Annotated in this window: 16 protein-coding genes and 1 pseudogene; 5 read left to right on the top strand and 12 right to left on the bottom strand. The window is 72.2% G+C overall.

The features are described 5' to 3' along the window. Nucleotides 1-150: 150 nt before the first annotated feature. Genes G1H10_RS19315 through G1H10_RS19305 form a run of 3 tightly spaced genes read left to right on the top strand, consistent with a single transcriptional unit; the run spans nucleotide 151 to nucleotide 3,565 of the window. The gene (locus tag G1H10_RS19315; RefSeq protein ID WP_163740783.1) at nucleotides 151-1,788 is read left to right on the top strand and encodes a carbamoyltransferase family protein; all 1,638 of its coding nucleotides are present in this window, start codon (nucleotides 151-153) and stop codon (nucleotides 1,786-1,788) included. Further along, complete coding sequence (locus G1H10_RS19310; protein ID WP_216853437.1) at nucleotides 1,785-2,864, top strand: glycosyltransferase family 2 protein; 1,080 nt, start codon at nucleotides 1,785-1,787, stop codon at nucleotides 2,862-2,864. Before G1H10_RS19315 ends, G1H10_RS19310 begins: the two co-directional genes overlap by 4 nt. Then, nucleotides 2,861-3,565, top strand: a complete 705-nt coding sequence (locus G1H10_RS19305; protein ID WP_163740781.1) for a DUF2231 domain-containing protein — start codon at nucleotides 2,861-2,863, stop codon at nucleotides 3,563-3,565. The genes G1H10_RS19310 and G1H10_RS19305 overlap by 4 nt, the downstream gene beginning before the upstream one ends. On the opposite strand, the gene G1H10_RS19300 is transcribed toward G1H10_RS19305, so the two are convergent. The 3 genes from G1H10_RS19300 to G1H10_RS19290 all read right to left on the bottom strand — a co-directional run bounded on the left by G1H10_RS19300 (nucleotide 3,547) and on the right by G1H10_RS19290 (nucleotide 5,972). Beyond that, entirely contained in the window at nucleotides 3,547-4,902 is a 1,356-nt protein-coding gene (locus G1H10_RS19300) for an erythromycin esterase family protein (RefSeq protein ID WP_163740779.1), read from the bottom strand. The two genes, G1H10_RS19305 and G1H10_RS19300, sit on opposite strands and share 19 nt — an antisense overlap. A 24-nt stretch (nucleotides 4,903-4,926) precedes the next feature. After that, nucleotides 4,927-5,217 carry a hypothetical protein gene (locus G1H10_RS19295; RefSeq protein WP_163740777.1) on the bottom strand — a complete coding sequence of 97 codons (291 nt, stop codon included), beginning with the start codon at nucleotides 5,215-5,217 and terminating at the stop codon, nucleotides 4,927-4,929. 83 nt (nucleotides 5,218-5,300) lie between these two features. Further along, entirely contained in the window at nucleotides 5,301-5,972 is a 672-nt protein-coding gene (locus tag G1H10_RS19290) for a phosphoribosyltransferase (protein ID WP_163740775.1), read from the bottom strand. Nucleotides 5,973-6,105: 133 nt separating this feature from the next. Here G1H10_RS19290 and G1H10_RS33145 point away from each other — a divergent pair, with 133 nt between their 5' ends. Next, nucleotides 6,106-7,188, top strand: a complete 1,083-nt coding sequence (locus G1H10_RS33145) for a UDP-glucuronic acid decarboxylase family protein (protein ID WP_246219692.1) — start codon at nucleotides 6,106-6,108, stop codon at nucleotides 7,186-7,188. Here the strand turns inward: G1H10_RS33145 and G1H10_RS35075 are convergent. The 7 genes and pseudogenes from G1H10_RS35075 to G1H10_RS19250 all read right to left on the bottom strand — a co-directional run bounded on the left by G1H10_RS35075 (nucleotide 7,125) and on the right by G1H10_RS19250 (nucleotide 14,177). Then, nucleotides 7,125-8,116: pseudogene (locus G1H10_RS35075) on the bottom strand (glycosyltransferase family 9 protein). The gene G1H10_RS33145 and the pseudogene G1H10_RS35075 sit on opposite strands and share 64 nt — an antisense overlap. Continuing rightward, entirely contained in the window at nucleotides 8,113-8,796 is a 684-nt protein-coding gene (locus G1H10_RS19275) for an SDR family oxidoreductase (RefSeq protein ID WP_163740773.1), read from the bottom strand. Before G1H10_RS19275 ends, G1H10_RS35075 begins: the two are co-directional and overlap by 4 nt. A gap of 22 nt (nucleotides 8,797-8,818) precedes the next feature. Next, complete coding sequence (locus G1H10_RS19270; RefSeq protein ID WP_163740771.1) at nucleotides 8,819-10,219, bottom strand: PfkB family carbohydrate kinase; 1,401 nt, start codon at nucleotides 10,217-10,219, stop codon at nucleotides 8,819-8,821. Next, a complete protein-coding gene (locus tag G1H10_RS19265; RefSeq protein WP_163740997.1) occupies nucleotides 10,216-10,815 on the bottom strand; it encodes a D-sedoheptulose-7-phosphate isomerase in 600 nt (199 codons plus the stop codon). The genes G1H10_RS19270 and G1H10_RS19265 overlap by 4 nt, the downstream gene beginning before the upstream one ends. Before the next feature lie 77 nt (nucleotides 10,816-10,892). Then, nucleotides 10,893-12,140 (bottom strand): glycosyltransferase, encoded by a 1,248-nt coding sequence (locus G1H10_RS19260; protein ID WP_163740769.1) that lies wholly within the window; start codon nucleotides 12,138-12,140, stop codon nucleotides 10,893-10,895. Beyond that, a complete protein-coding gene (locus G1H10_RS19255) occupies nucleotides 12,137-13,165 on the bottom strand; it encodes a glycosyltransferase family 9 protein (RefSeq protein WP_163740767.1) in 1,029 nt (342 codons plus the stop codon). Before G1H10_RS19255 ends, G1H10_RS19260 begins: the two co-directional genes overlap by 4 nt. 169 nt (nucleotides 13,166-13,334) lie before the next feature. Beyond that, nucleotides 13,335-14,177, bottom strand: a complete 843-nt coding sequence (locus tag G1H10_RS19250; protein WP_163740765.1) for a glycosyltransferase family 2 protein — start codon at nucleotides 14,175-14,177, stop codon at nucleotides 13,335-13,337. Between the two features lie 139 nt (nucleotides 14,178-14,316). Between G1H10_RS19250 and G1H10_RS19245 the strand changes: the two genes are divergently transcribed. Continuing rightward, entirely contained in the window at nucleotides 14,317-14,715 is a 399-nt protein-coding gene (locus G1H10_RS19245; protein WP_163740763.1) for a ChaB family protein, read from the top strand. Nucleotides 14,716-14,770: 55 nt separating this feature from the next. Here the strand turns inward: G1H10_RS19245 and G1H10_RS19240 are convergent, their stop codons facing one another. Both G1H10_RS19240 and G1H10_RS19235 read right to left on the bottom strand, forming a co-directional pair. Then, complete coding sequence (locus tag G1H10_RS19240) at nucleotides 14,771-14,992, bottom strand: hypothetical protein (protein WP_163740761.1); 222 nt, start codon at nucleotides 14,990-14,992, stop codon at nucleotides 14,771-14,773. Nucleotides 14,993-15,163: 171 nt separating this feature from the next. After that, on the bottom strand, nucleotides 15,164-16,081 hold the full coding sequence (locus tag G1H10_RS19235; protein ID WP_163740995.1) for an aminoglycoside phosphotransferase family protein: 918 nt from the start codon (nucleotides 16,079-16,081) through the stop codon (nucleotides 15,164-15,166). Nucleotides 16,082-16,110: the final 29 nt, after the last annotated feature.

Raw genomic sequence — 16,110 nt, 5'->3', positions numbered from 1 at the left:
CCATGCCCGTGTGGCGCGGCGTCCCGTGTGGCGCGGCGCCCCGTGTGGCCCGGCTCGAGCGTTTCTCTTCTCTCGAAGTGGGCACAGGCAGGGCAACGACGGAGTCAGAGCCCGCACGAGTCGGGCGATCACAGGCAGAGGACACGATCTATGAAGGTGCTCGGCATCAACGCCATCTTTCACGACCCGGCGGCCGCGCTCGTCGTCGACGGCGAGATCGTCGCCGCCGCCGAGGAGGAGCGCTTCAGCCGGCGCAAACACGGCAAGCGCCCGGTGCCGTTCTCGGCCTGGGAGCTACCCGAACGGGCCGCCCGCTGGTGCCTGGAGACCGCCGGCATCGAACCGCGGCAGCTGGACGCGGTCGGGTACTCGTTCGATCCGGAGCTCACCCTGCCGACGTCCGAGATGGGCCTGCACGACCCGTGGGACTACCTGCGCCGCATGTACGCCGAGGCCGCGCCGCGGTTCATCGCCACCGCACTGGCGGGTCTCCACGCCGCCGATGTGCAGTACGTGGCGCACCACGTGGCACATGCCGCGTCGGCCGGCCTCGCTGCTCCCCACAGCGCGAACGACGTGCTCGTGCTGGACGGGCGGGGCGAACGTGCCAGCCACCTGGCCGGCCAGTACGACGACACCGGTGCGCTGAAGGTGCTGGCCACCCAGGAACTCCCGCACTCGCTCGGCCTGATGTACGAAGACATGACCGAACACCTCGGCTTCCTGCGCAGCAGCGACGAGTACAAGGTGATGGCGATGGCCTCGTACGGGCAACCGCGGTTCTCAGACGCCCTCGCCGACGCCGTCTACGCCACCGGCGACGGAGGTTTCCGGACCGAGGAGATCGACTGGTCCACCTTCGCACCGGCTCGCCTCCGCGGCCAGGACTGGACCGCCGACCACGCCGATCTGGCCGCCAGCGTGCAGCGCCACCTGGAGGATGTGCTGGTGGAGCTGGCGGCGTGGCTGCGGAACAAGACCGACGGCGACGTCCTCACCATGGCCGGCGGCGTGGCGCTGAACTGCGTCGCCAACACCGAGATCGCCCGCCGCAGCGGCTACCGGGACGTCTGGATCCAACCGGCCGCCGGCGACGCGGGAACGGCACTCGGCGCGGCGCTGCACCTCGCCCAGGCGGGCGGCGACACGCTACAGCCGATGCGCGGGGCCGGCCTGGGCCGCTCCTGGAGCGACGCGGAGCTCGCCGCCGAGCTGGACAAGGCCAGGCTGCCGTACGAGCGCCCGGACGACGTAGCCGTCGCGGCCGCCGACTGCCTGGCCGAGAACGGCGTCGTCGCCTGGTTCCAGGGCGGCAGCGAGTACGGCCCGCGCGCGCTCGGACACCGTTCCCTGCTGGCCCACCCCGGTCACCAGGACAACATCCATCGGCTCAATGACGTGAAAGGCCGCGAACAGTTCCGCCCGATCGCCCCGATGGTGCTGGCCGAGAGGGCCGCGGAGATCTTCTCCCGAGGGCCGATCCCGTCGCCGTACATGCTGTTCACGCACGACGTGGCGAGCCAGTGGCGGCACCGGATCCCGGCGGTCGTGCACGTCGATGGCACGGCGCGGATCCAGACGGTGGACCGCGCCGATGAGCCGCTCGTCGCCCGCGTGCTGGACGAGTTCGAACGGCGCACCGGGCTGCCCGTCGTGGTCAACACCAGCCTGAACACCGCGGGCCGGCCGATGGTGGACTCTCCGCGGGACGCCCTCGAGTGCTTCGGCTCCACCCCTGTCGATCTGCTCGTGCTCGGCCCGTACGTGGTGCGGCGAGGCGCCCTGTGAGTCCGCTGCCGACGACCGTCGTCGTTCCGACGGTCGGTCGTCCCAGCCTGCACCGCCTGCTGCGGGTGCTGTCGGGCGCGACGCCGCAGCCGGCCGAGATCCTCGTCGTCGACGACCGCCCTGGCCACGGATCCGCTGACGGGTCCGCTGACGGGTCCGCGCCGCTCGATGTCCCGCCGGGGGTCCGTGTGCTGCGCTCCGGCGGACGCGGCCCGGCGGCGGCCCGGAATGTCGGCTGGCGGGCGTCGCGGACGCCCTGGGTGAGCTTTCTCGACGACGACGTCGAGCCCGACGCCGGGTGGCTCGCCGACCTCGGACACGACCTGGGCACCGTGGACGACGACGTGGCTGGGTCTCAGGGGCGGGTGCGGGTGCCGTTGCCGCGGCATCGACGGCCGACCGACGACGAGCGCGGCACCGCCGGTCTGGAGCACGCCGCGTGGATCACGGCGGACATGACATACCGCCGCTCCGCTCTGGCCGCCGTGGACGGCTTCGACGAGCGGTTCCACCGCGCCTACCGCGAGGACGCCGACATCGCCCTGCGGATCATCGCCCGTGGCGGCCGGATCGTGCGGGGCGGGCGGCGGATCGTGCACCCGGTCCGCCCCTCCGGCTTCTTCAGCAGTGTCCGCAGCCAGGCCGGCAACGCCGACGACATGCTCATGCGGCGGCTGCACGGACCGGGCTGGCGGGACCGGGCACAGGCCGGCCGGGGCCGCAAGGGCAGGCATGCGGCCATCACCGCCGCCGGAGGTCTCGCTGTCGCACTCGCGGCCGCCGGGCGCCGGCGCGCCGCCCTGGCCGCCGCCTTGGCCTGGGGGGCCAGCACCGCGGAGTTCGCCGCGACCCGCATCGGCCCGGGTCCGCGCACCGCTGCCGAGGTCATCCGCATGGTCGTCACCAGCGTGCTGATCCCACCCGCCGCCACGTGGCACACCGCGCGCGGCTGGCTGCGGTACCGCCACCTCGTGCCGTGGAGTTCTGACCGCCGGCCTGCCCGTGAGGTGGCCGGACCGGGGCCGGTACGCGCGACAGGCATGGCCCGTGCGTCGGCGGGTACGCGACAGCTATGACGACGACGCAACGCGCCACGACGCAACGAACCACGACGCGCACGGACGAGTACCACGACCAGGACTCCGAGCCCACGGCGAACGCGCCCGACCCGTTCCGCCCGACCGGGCCGGACCAGGCGGCGGCCGAGAAACCTGCGCTGGTGCGCTGGACGCAGGCCCTGGAACGGACGCGAGTCATCGACCGCGTGCAAGAGCCCGTGCACCGCCTCGCGCAGCGCCTGGTGGCCGAACCGCGCAACCGGACGATGCTGCACGGCACCGGCTGGCTCGGGCACGCCGCCCATCCGCTGCTCACCGACCTGCCGCTGGGGGCGTGGACGTCGAGCACGGTGCTGGACCTGATCGGCGGCCGGCGCTGCCGCCCGGCGAGCCGCCGACTGATCGCGTTCGGAGTGCTGACCGCCGTCCCCACCGCGTTGACCGGCGTCGCCGAGTGGGCCGAGACCAGCGACCGCGACCGCCGGGTCGGTTTCGTCCACGCGCTGGGCAACAGCGCTGCGCTCGGCCTCTACGCCGCCTCCTGGTCCGCCCGGCGCCGGGACCGGCACGCCGCGGGCGTACTGCTCTCGCTGGCCGGCGGCGTGGTCGCATCCGGTGCCGGCTACCTGGGCGGCCATCTCACCCTGGCCAGAAAGGTGGCGTCGCGGCACCCGGCGTTCCGCACCGGAGACGACCAGGCTCAGACGCCGGTCGGGTAGGCCTCCTTCTCACCGGTGCGCTGGTCCGCCGGCCGCAGCGGGTGCAGCGCGGAGGTCCGGTCGAGGTAGAGGAACGCGTCATAGCGGCGCCCCAGCACGCTCGGCACATAATTGCCGCGGTGCTCGCGCGCCGGATCGTAGACCACGCCGATCGCCCGGTGTCCGTACACCCGGCGCAGCCACGAGTCGCGGGGCTGCTCGGCCGGGTCGGAGAAGACGAACAGACTGTCCCCGTGGTCGCCGAGTGCCCCATGCACCTCGGCTTCCACGCTTCCGTCCCGCGCCGGGGGCACATCCAGCGTCCGCGCCGGCGCCTCCCAACGGTCCGCGGCGGTGACCGTCCCACGGTGCGTGCCCATGCCGACGAGGACCACCCCGTCGGGGCCGTGCCGCTGGCGCATCAGTTGACCGACGTTGACCATGCCGGACGCGGCCATGTCGGTGAACCGGGCGTCACCGAGGTGTGTGTTGTGCGCCCAGATCACCCCCTTGGCCTGCGGTCCGTACGCACGCAGCAGGCGGTCGTAGGTGTCCACCATGTGATGGTCCCGGACATTCCACGACTCGCCGCCGCCGCGGACCACGGTGCGGTAGTACCGTTCCGCCTCGGCCACCACCGCGGCGTTCTGCTCCGCCACGAACTGCTCGGTCAGGGCGCCCGCGGGCGTCGTGTCCCGGCCGTCCTGCGCCCGTAGGTTCGCCAACAGCGCCACCACATCCGCCCGGCACCCGTCCGGCAGCGTGGCGCCGGCCCAGGCGTATGTGTGCGGATCCTCGCGGTAGGGCTCGAAGCACTCGTACGCCCGTTGCGCCGCCTCCAGTGCGTCCGGGGCATACTCGCGCGCATAGTCCTGGATGGCGAACAGCGAGTCCCACAGGCTGTACACGTCCATTCCATGGAAGCCCGCGGGCGCGCCGCCGGCGTACTCGTCGTTGTATCGCCGCAGCCACCGGACGAACTCCGCGACCTCCTCGTTCGCCCACATCCAGGTCGGCCAGCGCCGATAGGCGCGCAGCGCCTCGATCGGGCCGACCGGTTGCTGGCCGGTGCGGGTGACGGCCAGGTGCACCCGGTGACAGTCCGGCCAGTCACCCTCGACGGCGACGAACGAGAACCCGTCCTCGGCGATGAGCCGCCGGGTCAGCTCAGCCCGCCAGCGGTAGAACTCGCTGGTGCCGTGGGACGCCTCCCCGATGAGGACGTGCCGGGCGTCACCGATGTGCGCGAGCAACGGGTCCAGGTCGCCGGTCGCGTGCAGCGGGTGGGCGGCGTCCCGGATGTCGTTCACCGTCGTCGATGTGGGGCCCGTGGCGGGTGTGCCGTCTGTGGCGGGCATGTTCGCTCGCCCTCCGCTTCCCCGTCAGCCGGCTTCGGACCGGTTCACCAGCTTGAAGAAGGTGCTGTCCTCGCCGCTCGCCTTCTGGGTCTGGTAGAGGAACGCCAGGTCCCGGCTCTCGAACGTGGCGAACCAGTCCTCCCAGTCGATGTGCTCGAGGCTCTCATCCCCGGCACCTCCGGGGAAGTCGATGCGCAGCACGCCGGTGGAGTCGGCCTCGGTACCGCGCACCCGGGCGGGCGTCCCGCCGTGTCCCTCAGCCCAGCGACGGATCTCCTCGTGGTCGGTCGTGGTCCGGGTCTCCGAGTCCGCCATGGTCGTTACCTCCGTGTATTCCGCTCACTGTGTATTCCGCTCACGATCTATGCCCGCTCACTGTCTGGGCGGTCGGCCGTGACTCACGGCGTCTCGCCCGGCGCCGCCCGCGGCCCTGTTCCGGCCCGGAACCGCTCCAGCACGCCGACCACCTCGTCGTCGCTGGTCTGAGAGAAGTCCTGGTACCACGCGCCGATCCCGCCGAGATCCGGCGGCACCGTGATCGCGACCACCTCATCGGCGATGCCCGACAGCCGGTCCCGCGTGTCCGGCGGGCAGACCGGCACGGCCAGCACCACCCGCCGGGGGTGGTGTGCGAGCAGCGTGCGCACCGCCGCCTCCGCGGTGACGCCGGTGGCGAGCCCATCGTCGACGAGTATCACGTCCCGGCCCTCCAGCGGTGGCAGCGGCGTGGATCCCCGATAGGCCGACACCCGCCGCGCCAGCTCCGCGCGCTCGTCGTCCGCCAGCCGGCGCATCTGCTCCGGCCCGAGGCCCAGCTGGTCGACCGCCCCGGTCACCACGATCTCATTGCCGCCCTCGGCGATGGCACCGATGCCGTACTCCGGATGACCCGGCGCACCGATCTTCCGGGCGACGTACACCTCCAGCGGTGCGTTCAGGGCCGCGGCGACGTGGGCGGCCACCGGTACGCCGCCGCGCGGCAACGCCAGCACCACCGGGCTCTCGTACGCTTGCTCGCTCAACCGCTCGGCCAACTGCCGGCCGGCGTCGTCTCGGTCTCGGAACGTCATGGCAACACTCCAGGACGGGTTCTCTTCCGGTTGCGTACCCAATCAGTGCCGAGCCGAACGCGAAGTGCCGCGGCCGGAGTGAGTACCGGCGCACGGGGTAGTCGGAAGGTAACCGACACCAGGAGGGCAACGCATGGGTCTGGCGATGCGCACCGCCGTCACCGGGGGTGCCGGTTTTCTCGGATCACACCTGTGCGCCGCGCTGCTGGAGCGCGGCGCACACGTGGTCTGCCTGGACAACTTCGTGACATCCGAACCGGCCAACCTGACCGGCATCCGTGACCATCCACGGTTCGAGCTGATCGACACCGACGTGTCGCAGGCGGCGTGGGTGGGCGGTCCGCTCGACGCCGTCATCCATCTGGCCTGCCCCGCGTCGCCTACGGACTACCTGCGGCTGCCGGTGGAGACGATGCGGGTCGGGTCGTCCGGCACCGAGCATGCCCTGGACCTGGCCGCGAAGAAGGGTGCCCGGTTCGTGCTCGCCTCCACCTCGGAGGTATACGGCGACCCGCTGCAGCACCCGCAGCGCGAGGACTACTGGGGCAACGTCAATCCGGTCGGGCCGCGCAGCGTCTACGACGAGTCCAAACGGTACGCGGAGGCGCTCACCTGCGCCTACCGGAACAGCTACCGGGTGGACACCGGCATTGTGCGGATCTTCAACAGTTACGGTCCGCGGATGCGGCCGAACGACGGCCGGGCCATCCCGACGTTCGCCTGGCAGGCGCTGTCGGGCCGGCCCATCACGGTGGCCGGGGACGGTAGCCAGACCAGGTCGCTGTGTTACGTCGACGACACGATCCGTGGGCTGCTCGCGATGGCCACGACGTCGTATCCGGGTCCGGTGAACATCGGCAGCGCCGAGGAGATCACCGTGCTGCACCTGGCCGAGCTGGTCCGCCAGGCCACCGGCTCGCGCTCGGAGATCGTCTTCGTGGATCTACCGGAGAATGATCCGCTGGTGCGGCGGCCGGATATCTCGCGCGCCCGGCAGGCCCTCGGCTGGGAGCCGTCGGTCAGCCTGGCGGACGGCCTGGCGAGGACGCTCCCCTGGTTCGCCGAGCTGTGGGCGGGCCGCAACGGTCACACTCGCGGTGACGGTCACCCTTCCGGTGACGGTCATGCTCGCGGTGACGGTGACGGTGACGGTCACGCCGACGTCGGTGCGCCGCGCAGCAGCGACTCGGCGGCGCGGAGCACGTCGTCCACCTGAATCCGGTCCAGCGCCGGGTCCACGTCCGCCGCATGGCGCGCTTTCCGCCGCGGATCGGTGCGCCTCTCACCACCGTGGTCGGCGATCCGGTCCGAGCCCTCTCGCCACAGGGCGACGTGCGGACCGCCCCCGATGGGCCCCCACTCGGCCGGCGACATCGGTCCGAACAGCACGACGGACGGCCGAACGCGGTGGCCAGATGCGCCACGCCGGTGTCGTTGGACACCACCAGCCGGGCGTGCGCCACCAGGGCGGCGAGTTCGTCCAGACCGGTGGCGCCGGCCAACGAGCAGCTGTTCGGCAGCCCGGCCAGCTCGCACACCCGCTCGGCCAGGGGGCGTTCGGCCCTCGATCCGGTCACGACGACCGGACGCCCGGTCCGTGCCAGGTACCGCGCCACATCCGCGAACCGCTCCGCGGGCCACCGGCGCGCCGGCACCGACGCACCCGGATGCAGCACGATCGCCCCGCACACCGTGGGCCGGCGGGCCGGGCGAGGCAGCGTGACGTCGTCGCAGGGAGCGGCCACCATGAAGGACTCGCGCACCAGACGGCACCAGCGCCGCACCTCATGCTCGCCGGGCTGCCACACCGGCCCGTCCACCCCGGCGTCCGGGTGCCGGAAGGCCACCAGCCGTTCCGGCTCGACCGCCGCGACCACCCGGTGGCTCTCCGGTCCCCGGCCGTGCATGTTGACCGCCACGTCCACGGGCGGGCCGGCCCAGTGCAGCGGCTGCAGCTCCTGGACGGGCCACAGCCGGTCCACGGCGTCGATCAACCGGACCAACGGGTCCAGCTCGCCGTGGGTGGCGAGCACGACGCGGTGCCCGGGCAGCGCCCGCCGCACGCTGCGCAGCGCCGGCACCGCGGTCAGCAGGTCACCCAGGTACAGGGCGCGATACGCCAGCGCGACCGGCTGGTCGCTCAGGGCCACGACCCCTCGATCGACGGCGCGATCAGCAGCTCGCGGACCTCGCAGCCGGGCGACTGGTCCAGCGCGAACAGCACCGCCCGGGCCACGTCGGTGGGCTGGTTGAGTTTGGCGTCCGGCGGCGGCTTGTACTGCTCGTCCCGGCCGTCGAAGAACGGTGTCTCCATCCCGCCGGGCAGCAGCAGCGTCACGCCGACCCGGCCGGCCATCTCGGCGGCGAGCGCACGGGTGAATCCGACCACCCCGAATTTCGACGCGCAGTACGCCGTCGCGTCGCTGACCGCCCGCAGGCCCAGCGTCGAAGCGACCGTCACCACGCGGCCGTGGCTGCGTTCCAGAGCCGGCAGCGCCGCCCGGACGACGCGCGCCGTGCCGAGCAGGTTCACCTGGATCACCCGCTCCCACTCGTCAGTGGGCACGTCCATGAGCTGCCCGCACGAATCGACACCCGCGCACGTCACCAGGGCGTCCAGCCCGCCGTGCCGGTCCGCCACCCGGGCGATGGCCTGCTCCGGGGCGCCGGGGTCGGCGAGGTCGACCACCTCGTGGTCGACCTCGGCCGGCGGCGGTTGCCGGTCCAGCACCACCGGTGTCGCCCCGCGTTGCAGCAGCAGGTCGGTCACCGCCGCTCCCAGGCCGGACGCTCCACCGGTCACGGCCACCGTCGTCAGATCCATCCGTTCCTCCTCCTCGAAGGCGTCAACGTCCGTCGGCCGCCGATTTCGCGACCGCGTCCACCAGCGCGCTGGTCGACCAGCCGCCCACATAGGGCAGCGTCACCACGTGGCCGCCCCATTCGGCGACGACCGGGCTCTCGGACAGCTCCGTCCCGGAGTAGTCGCCGCCCTTGGCCCAGACCTGCGGGCGCAGCTTCCGCAGCACCTGCGCGGGCGTGTCCTCGTCGAAGATCTGCACCGCGTCCACGCACTCCAGTGCGAGCAGGATCCGGGCGCGGTCCTGGGCCGGCACCACCGGGCGGGAGTCGCCCTTCAGCCGGCGCACCGACTCGTCCGAGTTCAGGCACACCACCAGCGCGTCGCCGAGTCGCCGGGCCGCCTGCAGACAGGCGACGTGGCCGCTGTGCAGCAGGTCGAAACATCCACCCGTCGCCACCAGCACGCCCCCGCGGGCGTTGACCTGCTCGGCGAGTTGCACCGCGTCGTCCGGCGGCGAGGTCGACGGGGTCCGGCCATCCAGGCTGAACCCGGTGGCGCCGCCGTCCTGCACGAAGTGGGTCGCCTCGATCACCGCCTGCTGCGCCGCCTCGCCCAGGACGGTGCCGGCGGCCAGCTGGGTGGTGGCGGTGGCCGCGAACGCGTCCCCGGCCCCGCAGGCGTCCCCTCCGGTCGAGTGCGGTGCGGAGAGCATCAGCGGCGCGCCCTGCCCGTAGGTCAGCAGCGCTCCCTGCGCACCCAACGTGACCGCCACGGCGCCGGCCTGCCACACGTGTAGCAGCGCTTCCGCCTTCCGCAACGACGCCGTCCAGCCGTTGTCCGAGCCTTCCACGGTGACGCCGCACCGGTGCAACCAGGCGGATGCCTCCTGGGCGTTGGGCGTGACCAGGTGGACACCCGGAACCGGCTGGGCGCCACGCGGATGCGGGTCCCACACCACCGGCGGCCGGTGCGCGAGGCCGTCCAGGGCCTCCCGGACGGCGAGTGACTCGGCGACGCCCCGCCCGTAGTCGGAGACCAGGATCGCGTCCGCCCGGTCCAGCTCACGGGCCGCGGCGGTCGGCAACTCCTCCACCTCGGCGGGTTCTCCGCCGGTGTCCAGCCGGACGATCGACTGCTCACCCGCCCGGATCCGGTTCTTCACCGGTGTGCTCCCGCCGTACGGCAGCGGGTGCACGGTCAGCACCGGCTCCAGCAGCTCACGCAGCCGCCAGCCGGCTTCGTCGTTGGCGAGCGGGGTCACCAGCGTGACGTCCGCGCCGCGCGTCGCCGCCAGGCACGCGGCGAGCGCCGCGCCCCCGGGACGCACATGTCGCTGCACGCCGTCCACCACCGGGACCGGCGCGTCCGGGCTCAGCCGGGTGGCCTCGCCCACCAGGTCGACATCGAGCAGTGCATCCCCGATCACCACCACACGGGTGCTCATCGCGTCACCTCCATCTCCCTGCCGGCGCGCCGAGGAGCGCGGCCGGCAGCGTTCTGGTCCGACCGCCGCAACGCGGCGTCGAACCCGGCACACAGGATGTGCAGGGCCACCAGGTGCAGCTCCTGCACGGTGGCGGTCGCCGGTGCGTCGATGCACAGCGCCTCGTCCACCACCGCCTCCAGCGGGTTCGGCCGAGAACCGGTGAAGGCCCACACCCGCAGCCCGGCGGCGCGTCCGCGTTCGGCGGCGGACAGGATGTTCGGGCTGCGTCCACTGGTCGACATCAGGACCAGCACGTCGCCACGGCGGCCGTGCGCCTGGACTTGCCGGGCGAACAGCTCCGCCGCCGGGTAGTCGTTACCGATCGCGGTCAAGCTCGATGTCTCCGCGCTCAGGCAGATCGCGGAGAACGGCGGCCGCTCATCCCGGTACCGCCCCACCAGTTCGGCGGTGAGGTGTTGGGCTTCGGCCGCGCTGCCGCCGTTGCCGGCCGTCAGCAACCGCCCACCGCCGGCCAGCACGCCCGCCAGCTCGCCGCCCCACCGGTGCGCGGTGTCCACCCATTCCCGGGAGCCGGCCAGCGCGTCGGCCAGCATGCCGAGGTGGTCGTGGCCGCACGGCGGCGCCGGCGGAGACTGCGGCGCCGGCGGAGACGGCTCCGTCCCGGCTGTACTCATCGCCACACCTCCATGTGCTGAGCTGGGGAGGCCGCGGACGTGCGCGACCGCACCCACGCGTACGCGTCTTCGGTCCGGCGAGCGACCGTGTGCCAGCTGTACCGGCTGCGGGCCCGCTCCACACCGGCGTGCCCATACGCGCGACGGCGGTCCGGGTCGTCGATCAGCTCCCGGAGTACCTCCGCCAGCCGGCCCGGATCGTGCGGCGGCACCACCTCGCCGGTCACGCCCGGCACCACCGTGTCGAGCAGTCCACCGACGGCCGAGCCGACGACGGGACGGCCGCACGCCATCGCCTCCACCGGCACGATGCCGAACGGCTCGTACCACGGGACGGTGACCACCAGGTCGCCGGCTGTGAAGAGGCCGGGCATCTGCTCTCGCCGCACCCGCCCGAGGAACCGCAGCCGGTCCGCCGTCCCGTTGGCCTGCGCCCGCGCCGTCAACCGCTGCACCTCCGGGTCGAGCCAGAGCGCGTCCGCCGACGGCCCGCCGGCCACCACGAGTTCAGCCTCAGGCACGTCGGGCAGCGCGTCCACGATGTCCGCGAGACCCTTGCGCTCGACCAGCCGGCCGACGGAGAGCAGCCGCACCCGGCAGCTCTGCCCGAGTTCGGCGTCGAACTCGGCGTCGAGCTGTGCCTTGGGGCGGAACAGGTCGAGGTTGACCCCACACGGCACCACACTGACCAACCCGTCGTCCACACCCATCGCCGACAGCTCCTTCACCTCGTCGGTGCAGGTGGCGATGATGTGGTCGACGCCGGCGCACAGCTCGGACTCACAGTGGATCCGCTCCGGCGGGCTGGTGTCGTTCGCGCCCTGATGGCGACGCTTCACGGTGCCGAGCGCGTGAAACGTCTGCACCACCGGGATCGCCGCCGTGCGAGCCGCCCGGGTGGCGGCCAGGCCGCTCATCCAGAAGTGCGCGTGTGCGATGTCGAACGGCTCGGACACCCACCGCTCGGCCAGATAGTCGCCGAACGCGGACATGTGCGGCAGCAGGTCATCCTTGGGGACGTCCGTCGGCGGACCGGCGGGCACGTGCTCCACCGTGTACCCGTCCGCGGTGCGCACCTGGGTCGGAACGGCCGGATCGTCGCGACGGGTGAACACCGTGACGTCGTGGCCCCGTCGGGCGAGTGCGGCGGAGAGCGCCGCAACGTGGATGTTCTGCCCGCCGGCGTCGACCCCGCCGATGACGGCGAGCGGGTTGGCGTGTTCGGAGACCATGGCGATCTTCATATCTGCACCCTCTCCGGGTTCTCGTTGAGGTTCTCCACCGCGTCGACCACCTCGTCGGCGGTCACCGACGACAGGCACGGGTGCCCCGGCACCGGGCAGCTGACCGCGCGGGTGTCCCGGCACGGGGCGTTCTGGTCGCCGAGGAGCACGGCCGGCACGCCATACGGTGCCCACCGCACCGCCGGGACCGTCGGCGCGAACAACGACACGACGGGGGTGCGGACGGCGGCCGCCAGGTGCGCGGGGCCGGTGTTGCCCACTACGACCGCGTCCGCTCCGGCGAGCACGGCGGCCAGCTCAGAGAACGTCGTCCGCCCACCGAGGTCGACCGCGTCGCCGACGCTCACCGTGCAGGTCAGCGCTGTCTCGTTCGCGGTACCGGTGACCACCACCCGGTAACCGGCCGCCTGCAGCAGCTTGGCGGCCTCGGCGTAACGCTCGGCCGGCCATGCCCGCGCCGGTGCCGATGTGCCCGGATGCAGCACCACGTATGGCGTATCACCGGTGAGACGGCCGACGTCCGGCAGCGGGCCGCGCACCCGCAGAGCGCCGTCGTCGCCGTCCGGGAGCCGGTATCCGGCCGCCTCGGCCAGCGACAACGCGCGTTCCGCCTCCGGTTGGTCCTCGTCCACCCGGTGCCGCAGATCGAGCAGCGCGCCGGGATAGTCCTGGCTGATCGCGCCGACCCAGCCGACATCGGCTGTGCGCAGCACCAGCGCCGTGGGCAGCGCCGACTGGTGGAACGACGTGAAGATCAGCGCGGCGTCGATGCCGCGCATCAGCAACTGCACCTTCAGCAGTGCCAGGTCGCCCGGGTCCACCTTCGGCTGGTCCAGGTCGATCCACGGGCAGCGCCACTCGATCACGTCGTTGACGCCGGGCAACAGGCGAGCCGCGTCCGCACCGGCGGGACCGGCGAGAACGGTGACCGCGGCCGCCGAGTCCGCGACGGCCCGGATCGCCGGACCGGCCAGCAGGACGTCGCCGGCGTTGTCGAGCCGTACGCAGAGCACATGCTGTGTCAACCCACCGATCCCCCGTTCTGCGAAGTGTCGTTTCGGAAAGTCCGCTTGGTTGCAACAAGTGCCCACTTCGACAGGTGAGAAACGCTTCCTTTCTGCAAGCGCTTCTGCCAGCAACGCTCCGGCGGGCCGACGTCACCACCGTGACCAGGGACGACACGGCGAGCCGTGACTACTTGCCCACCGCCGCCATACGCCGCTCCACACGCGGCGGGACGGGGCGACGGCCGCGCAGCGCCGCGGGAAGGCGGGGCACGACGGTCAGCAGCGCCCGCCGGCCCTGGGGTTCGCGCGCCGCCTGCCAGACGTTTCGGGCGACCATCGGCCAGGAGCGACGCATCGTGGCGGTCAGCACCTGGTTACGCAGGCCGAGCCGCCACCGATCGGCGCGGTCACGGTCCTGCGGCGGGTCGTGCCGCGCGACCACGTCCGGCGCGTACACCAGGTCCCAGCCGGCCGCCAACAGGTCCAGGGCCAGCCGCTCCTCCTCGCCGTTGAAGAAGATCACGTCGTCGAATCCACCGGCATCCAGAAAGGCGTCCCGGCGGACGACGACGGAGAAGCAGGTGAAGCCGACGATCGCGCGGCCGGGAACGTCCGGCCGCTCGGGTAATGGCGATTCGGCCATCTCGGCACACAGCGGGTCGGTCCGGCCGTCGTCGCCGACCAGGACCCGCGCCGCGACCACCGCGATGTCGGGATGCTCGTCGAGGATGGCGACCGCGCGGTCGAGCGCGCCCGGTGCCCACCACGAGTCGTCGTCGGCGAACGCGACGTACGGCGTGCGGGCGAGCCGGACTCCGAGATTGCGTGCGGGCGCGCCGACATTGGAGGCGAGCCGGATCAGCTCCACGTGCGGGTTCTCCCGAGCCGCGGTCTCGGCCGCCCCGTCGGCGGACCCGTTGTCGATCAGGATCACCGGCGTCTGGTGCCACCGCACCGTCCGGGTCAGCGTGTCGCCGCCGTCGAGCGTGATGATCACGGTGGTCACACGGCTATCAGCGATGTCAGTCATGGCCACATCGGCTACCCCGTTCCGGCGCGACCATGGCTCGCGCTTTCGAACCGCCCAGCTCACGGACAAGTTAGCCACGCAAGGCGCTGGGTATACGGCAGGGCAAGAAGTAGCCACCGCAGGGAGGTGGGTGAGAACCATGCCAGCCCGTGAAGAGATGCCCTCGACCATTCAACGCTCCAACAAGCGTGCGCAGGAGATCTGGTCCAAGGCGCATGACTCCGCCGTGGACAGCTACGGCGAAGGCGAGCGGGCGCACCGCACCGCCTTCTCGGCGTTGAAGCACGAGTTCAAGAAGGTCGGCGACCACTGGGAGCCCAAGGACGGCAAGGGGCCTTCCGATCAGCAGGCCAAGGGCGGCGCGCGACAACGAGACCGCAAGACCGCCGGTGGTGTCGACGCCAACGCGTCGAAGCAGGACCTGTACGAGACCGCCCAGAAGCTGGACATCTCCGGCCGCTCGAACATGTCCAAGGACGAGTTGGTCAAGGCGATCCAGAAGGAGAACCGGCGACGGACTCAGAAGAGCCGCAGCTGACCCTGACCGCGCGGCACCCTGGGCAGCGCACTCATGTGCGCCGGCGGAGGCGTCGCTACGACGCCGAGCCGGCCGACGTGTTCCCGATTCGTGCCAGGCCGACCAGAGCCACGCCCACGACGATGCACGCCGCCTGCAGCACCGTCAGGGTTCCACCGTCGACCACGTGCGGCAGCAGGCCGAACTCATCTCCGAGGACCGGGACATGCGGGCCGAGCAAGCCGCCGATCCCCTGGATGAGCAGGAGTATCCCGATGATGTCCGCGAGCGCGCGCATGTGTTCTCCTCCGTGGTCCCCTCGACAGGTGCGATGCCACTATCCGTGGTGGCCAGGCGGGGATGCATCGGCCGATGGGATGAACCTTCCGGGGTGGGCGAGGTGCCGCCTACATCTTTCGGCCTACGTCCGCCGACGCCGTCGGCGACGCGTCCGGCGGCAGGTCCGGGCTCAGCCGGCCCGCTCGTGATCGGCCAGTACCTCGTCGATCACCCTGCGGTTCGTCCGCACGATCTCGCTGCCGGGCTCCGCGTCGAGATTCAACGCCAGCACCAGTAACGCCTTCCACAGCGCCCAGCCGCGCGCCCGTGCCCAGGTCGCCGCGTCCTGCCCCACCGCGTCCCGAAACGCCTCCCGGCTGGCACCGCTGAACAACGTCCAGGCGATCACCAGGTCGCAGGCGGGATCGCCGACGCCCGAGGTCCCGAAGTCGATCACCGCGGCGAGTTCGCCGTCCCGCACCAGCAGGTTGCCCTGGGCGATATCTCCGTGGAACCACACCGGGTCCCCGGGCCACGTACTCTCCGTGGCGGCTTCCCACACCGGCATCGCCCGGCGCGCGTCGACGCGGTCGCCCAGCGCGGCCAGAGAGCTACGCGTCTCGTCGTCGTAGGACGACGGCGGGGTTCCCCGGTAAAAGCTGTGCGCGCCGGCGACCGGGCCGGCGGTCGCGTCGATGCACTGCAGCGCGCGGATGAACCCGGCCACATCGACGGCGAACGCCGTCATGTCGGCGATGCGCTCCGGGTGTGCCGTCTCCCCCGGCAGCCAGTTCCGGACCGCCCACGGATGCGGGTACCCCTCGCCGGGCGCGCCCAGCGCGAGCGGCGTCGGGATCGGTACCGGCAGCCGCGGTTCGAGTACCGGCAGCCAGCGATGCTCCTTCTCGACGGCCGCGGCGTACGACTCGTGCGTCGGCAGCCGCACCGTCATCTCGTCGCCGAGCCGGTAGGTGCGGTTGTCCCAGCCGTCGTACTCGACCGGAGTAACCGGAAGATCCGCCCACCGCGGGAACTGCGCCTTCAGCAGCCGCTTGACCAGGACCGCGTCGATTCCGGCGCGCCCATCGCTGTATCGATCATCCACGATCCACGAGGGTGTCGTGCCGGCCGGCGGTC

This window comes from Phytoactinopolyspora halotolerans (genome assembly GCF_010550675.1).
In the GTDB taxonomy this organism is placed as follows: Bacteria; Actinomycetota; Actinomycetes; order Jiangellales; family Jiangellaceae; genus Phytoactinopolyspora; species Phytoactinopolyspora halotolerans.
This window is presented reverse-complemented; position numbering and strand designations above follow the sequence as displayed.

What these genes read in the sequence shown, in the direction of transcription:
- G1H10_RS19260 (WP_163740769.1), bottom strand. Translation starts at nt 12,140, where the DNA reads ATGAAGATCGCCATGGTCTCCGAACACGCCAACCCGCTCGCCGTCATC.
- G1H10_RS19250 (WP_163740765.1), bottom strand. Translation starts at nt 14,177, where the DNA reads ATGACTGACATCGCTGATAGCCGTGTGACCACCGTGATCATCACGCTC.
- G1H10_RS19270 (WP_163740771.1), bottom strand. Translation starts at nt 10,219, where the DNA reads ATGAGCACCCGTGTGGTGGTGATCGGGGATGCACTGCTCGATGTCGAC.
- G1H10_RS19290 (WP_163740775.1), bottom strand. Translation starts at nt 5,972, where the DNA reads ATGACGTTCCGAGACCGAGACGACGCCGGCCGGCAGTTGGCCGAGCGG.
- G1H10_RS19265 (WP_163740997.1), bottom strand. Translation starts at nt 10,815, where the DNA reads ATGCTGGCCGACGCGCTGGCCGGCTCCCGGGAATGGGTGGACACCGCG.
- G1H10_RS33145 (WP_246219692.1), top strand. Translation starts at nt 6,106, where the DNA reads ATGGGTCTGGCGATGCGCACCGCCGTCACCGGGGGTGCCGGTTTTCTC.
- G1H10_RS19245 (WP_163740763.1), top strand. Translation starts at nt 14,317, where the DNA reads ATGCCAGCCCGTGAAGAGATGCCCTCGACCATTCAACGCTCCAACAAG.
- G1H10_RS19240 (WP_163740761.1), bottom strand. Translation starts at nt 14,992, where the DNA reads ATGCGCGCGCTCGCGGACATCATCGGGATACTCCTGCTCATCCAGGGG.
- G1H10_RS19295 (WP_163740777.1), bottom strand. Translation starts at nt 5,217, where the DNA reads ATGGCGGACTCGGAGACCCGGACCACGACCGACCACGAGGAGATCCGT.
- G1H10_RS19275 (WP_163740773.1), bottom strand. Translation starts at nt 8,796, where the DNA reads ATGGATCTGACGACGGTGGCCGTGACCGGTGGAGCGTCCGGCCTGGGA.
- G1H10_RS19305 (WP_163740781.1), top strand. Translation starts at nt 2,861, where the DNA reads ATGACGACGACGCAACGCGCCACGACGCAACGAACCACGACGCGCACG.
- G1H10_RS19315 (WP_163740783.1), top strand. Translation starts at nt 151, where the DNA reads ATGAAGGTGCTCGGCATCAACGCCATCTTTCACGACCCGGCGGCCGCG.
- G1H10_RS19300 (WP_163740779.1), bottom strand. Translation starts at nt 4,902, where the DNA reads ATGCCCGCCACAGACGGCACACCCGCCACGGGCCCCACATCGACGACG.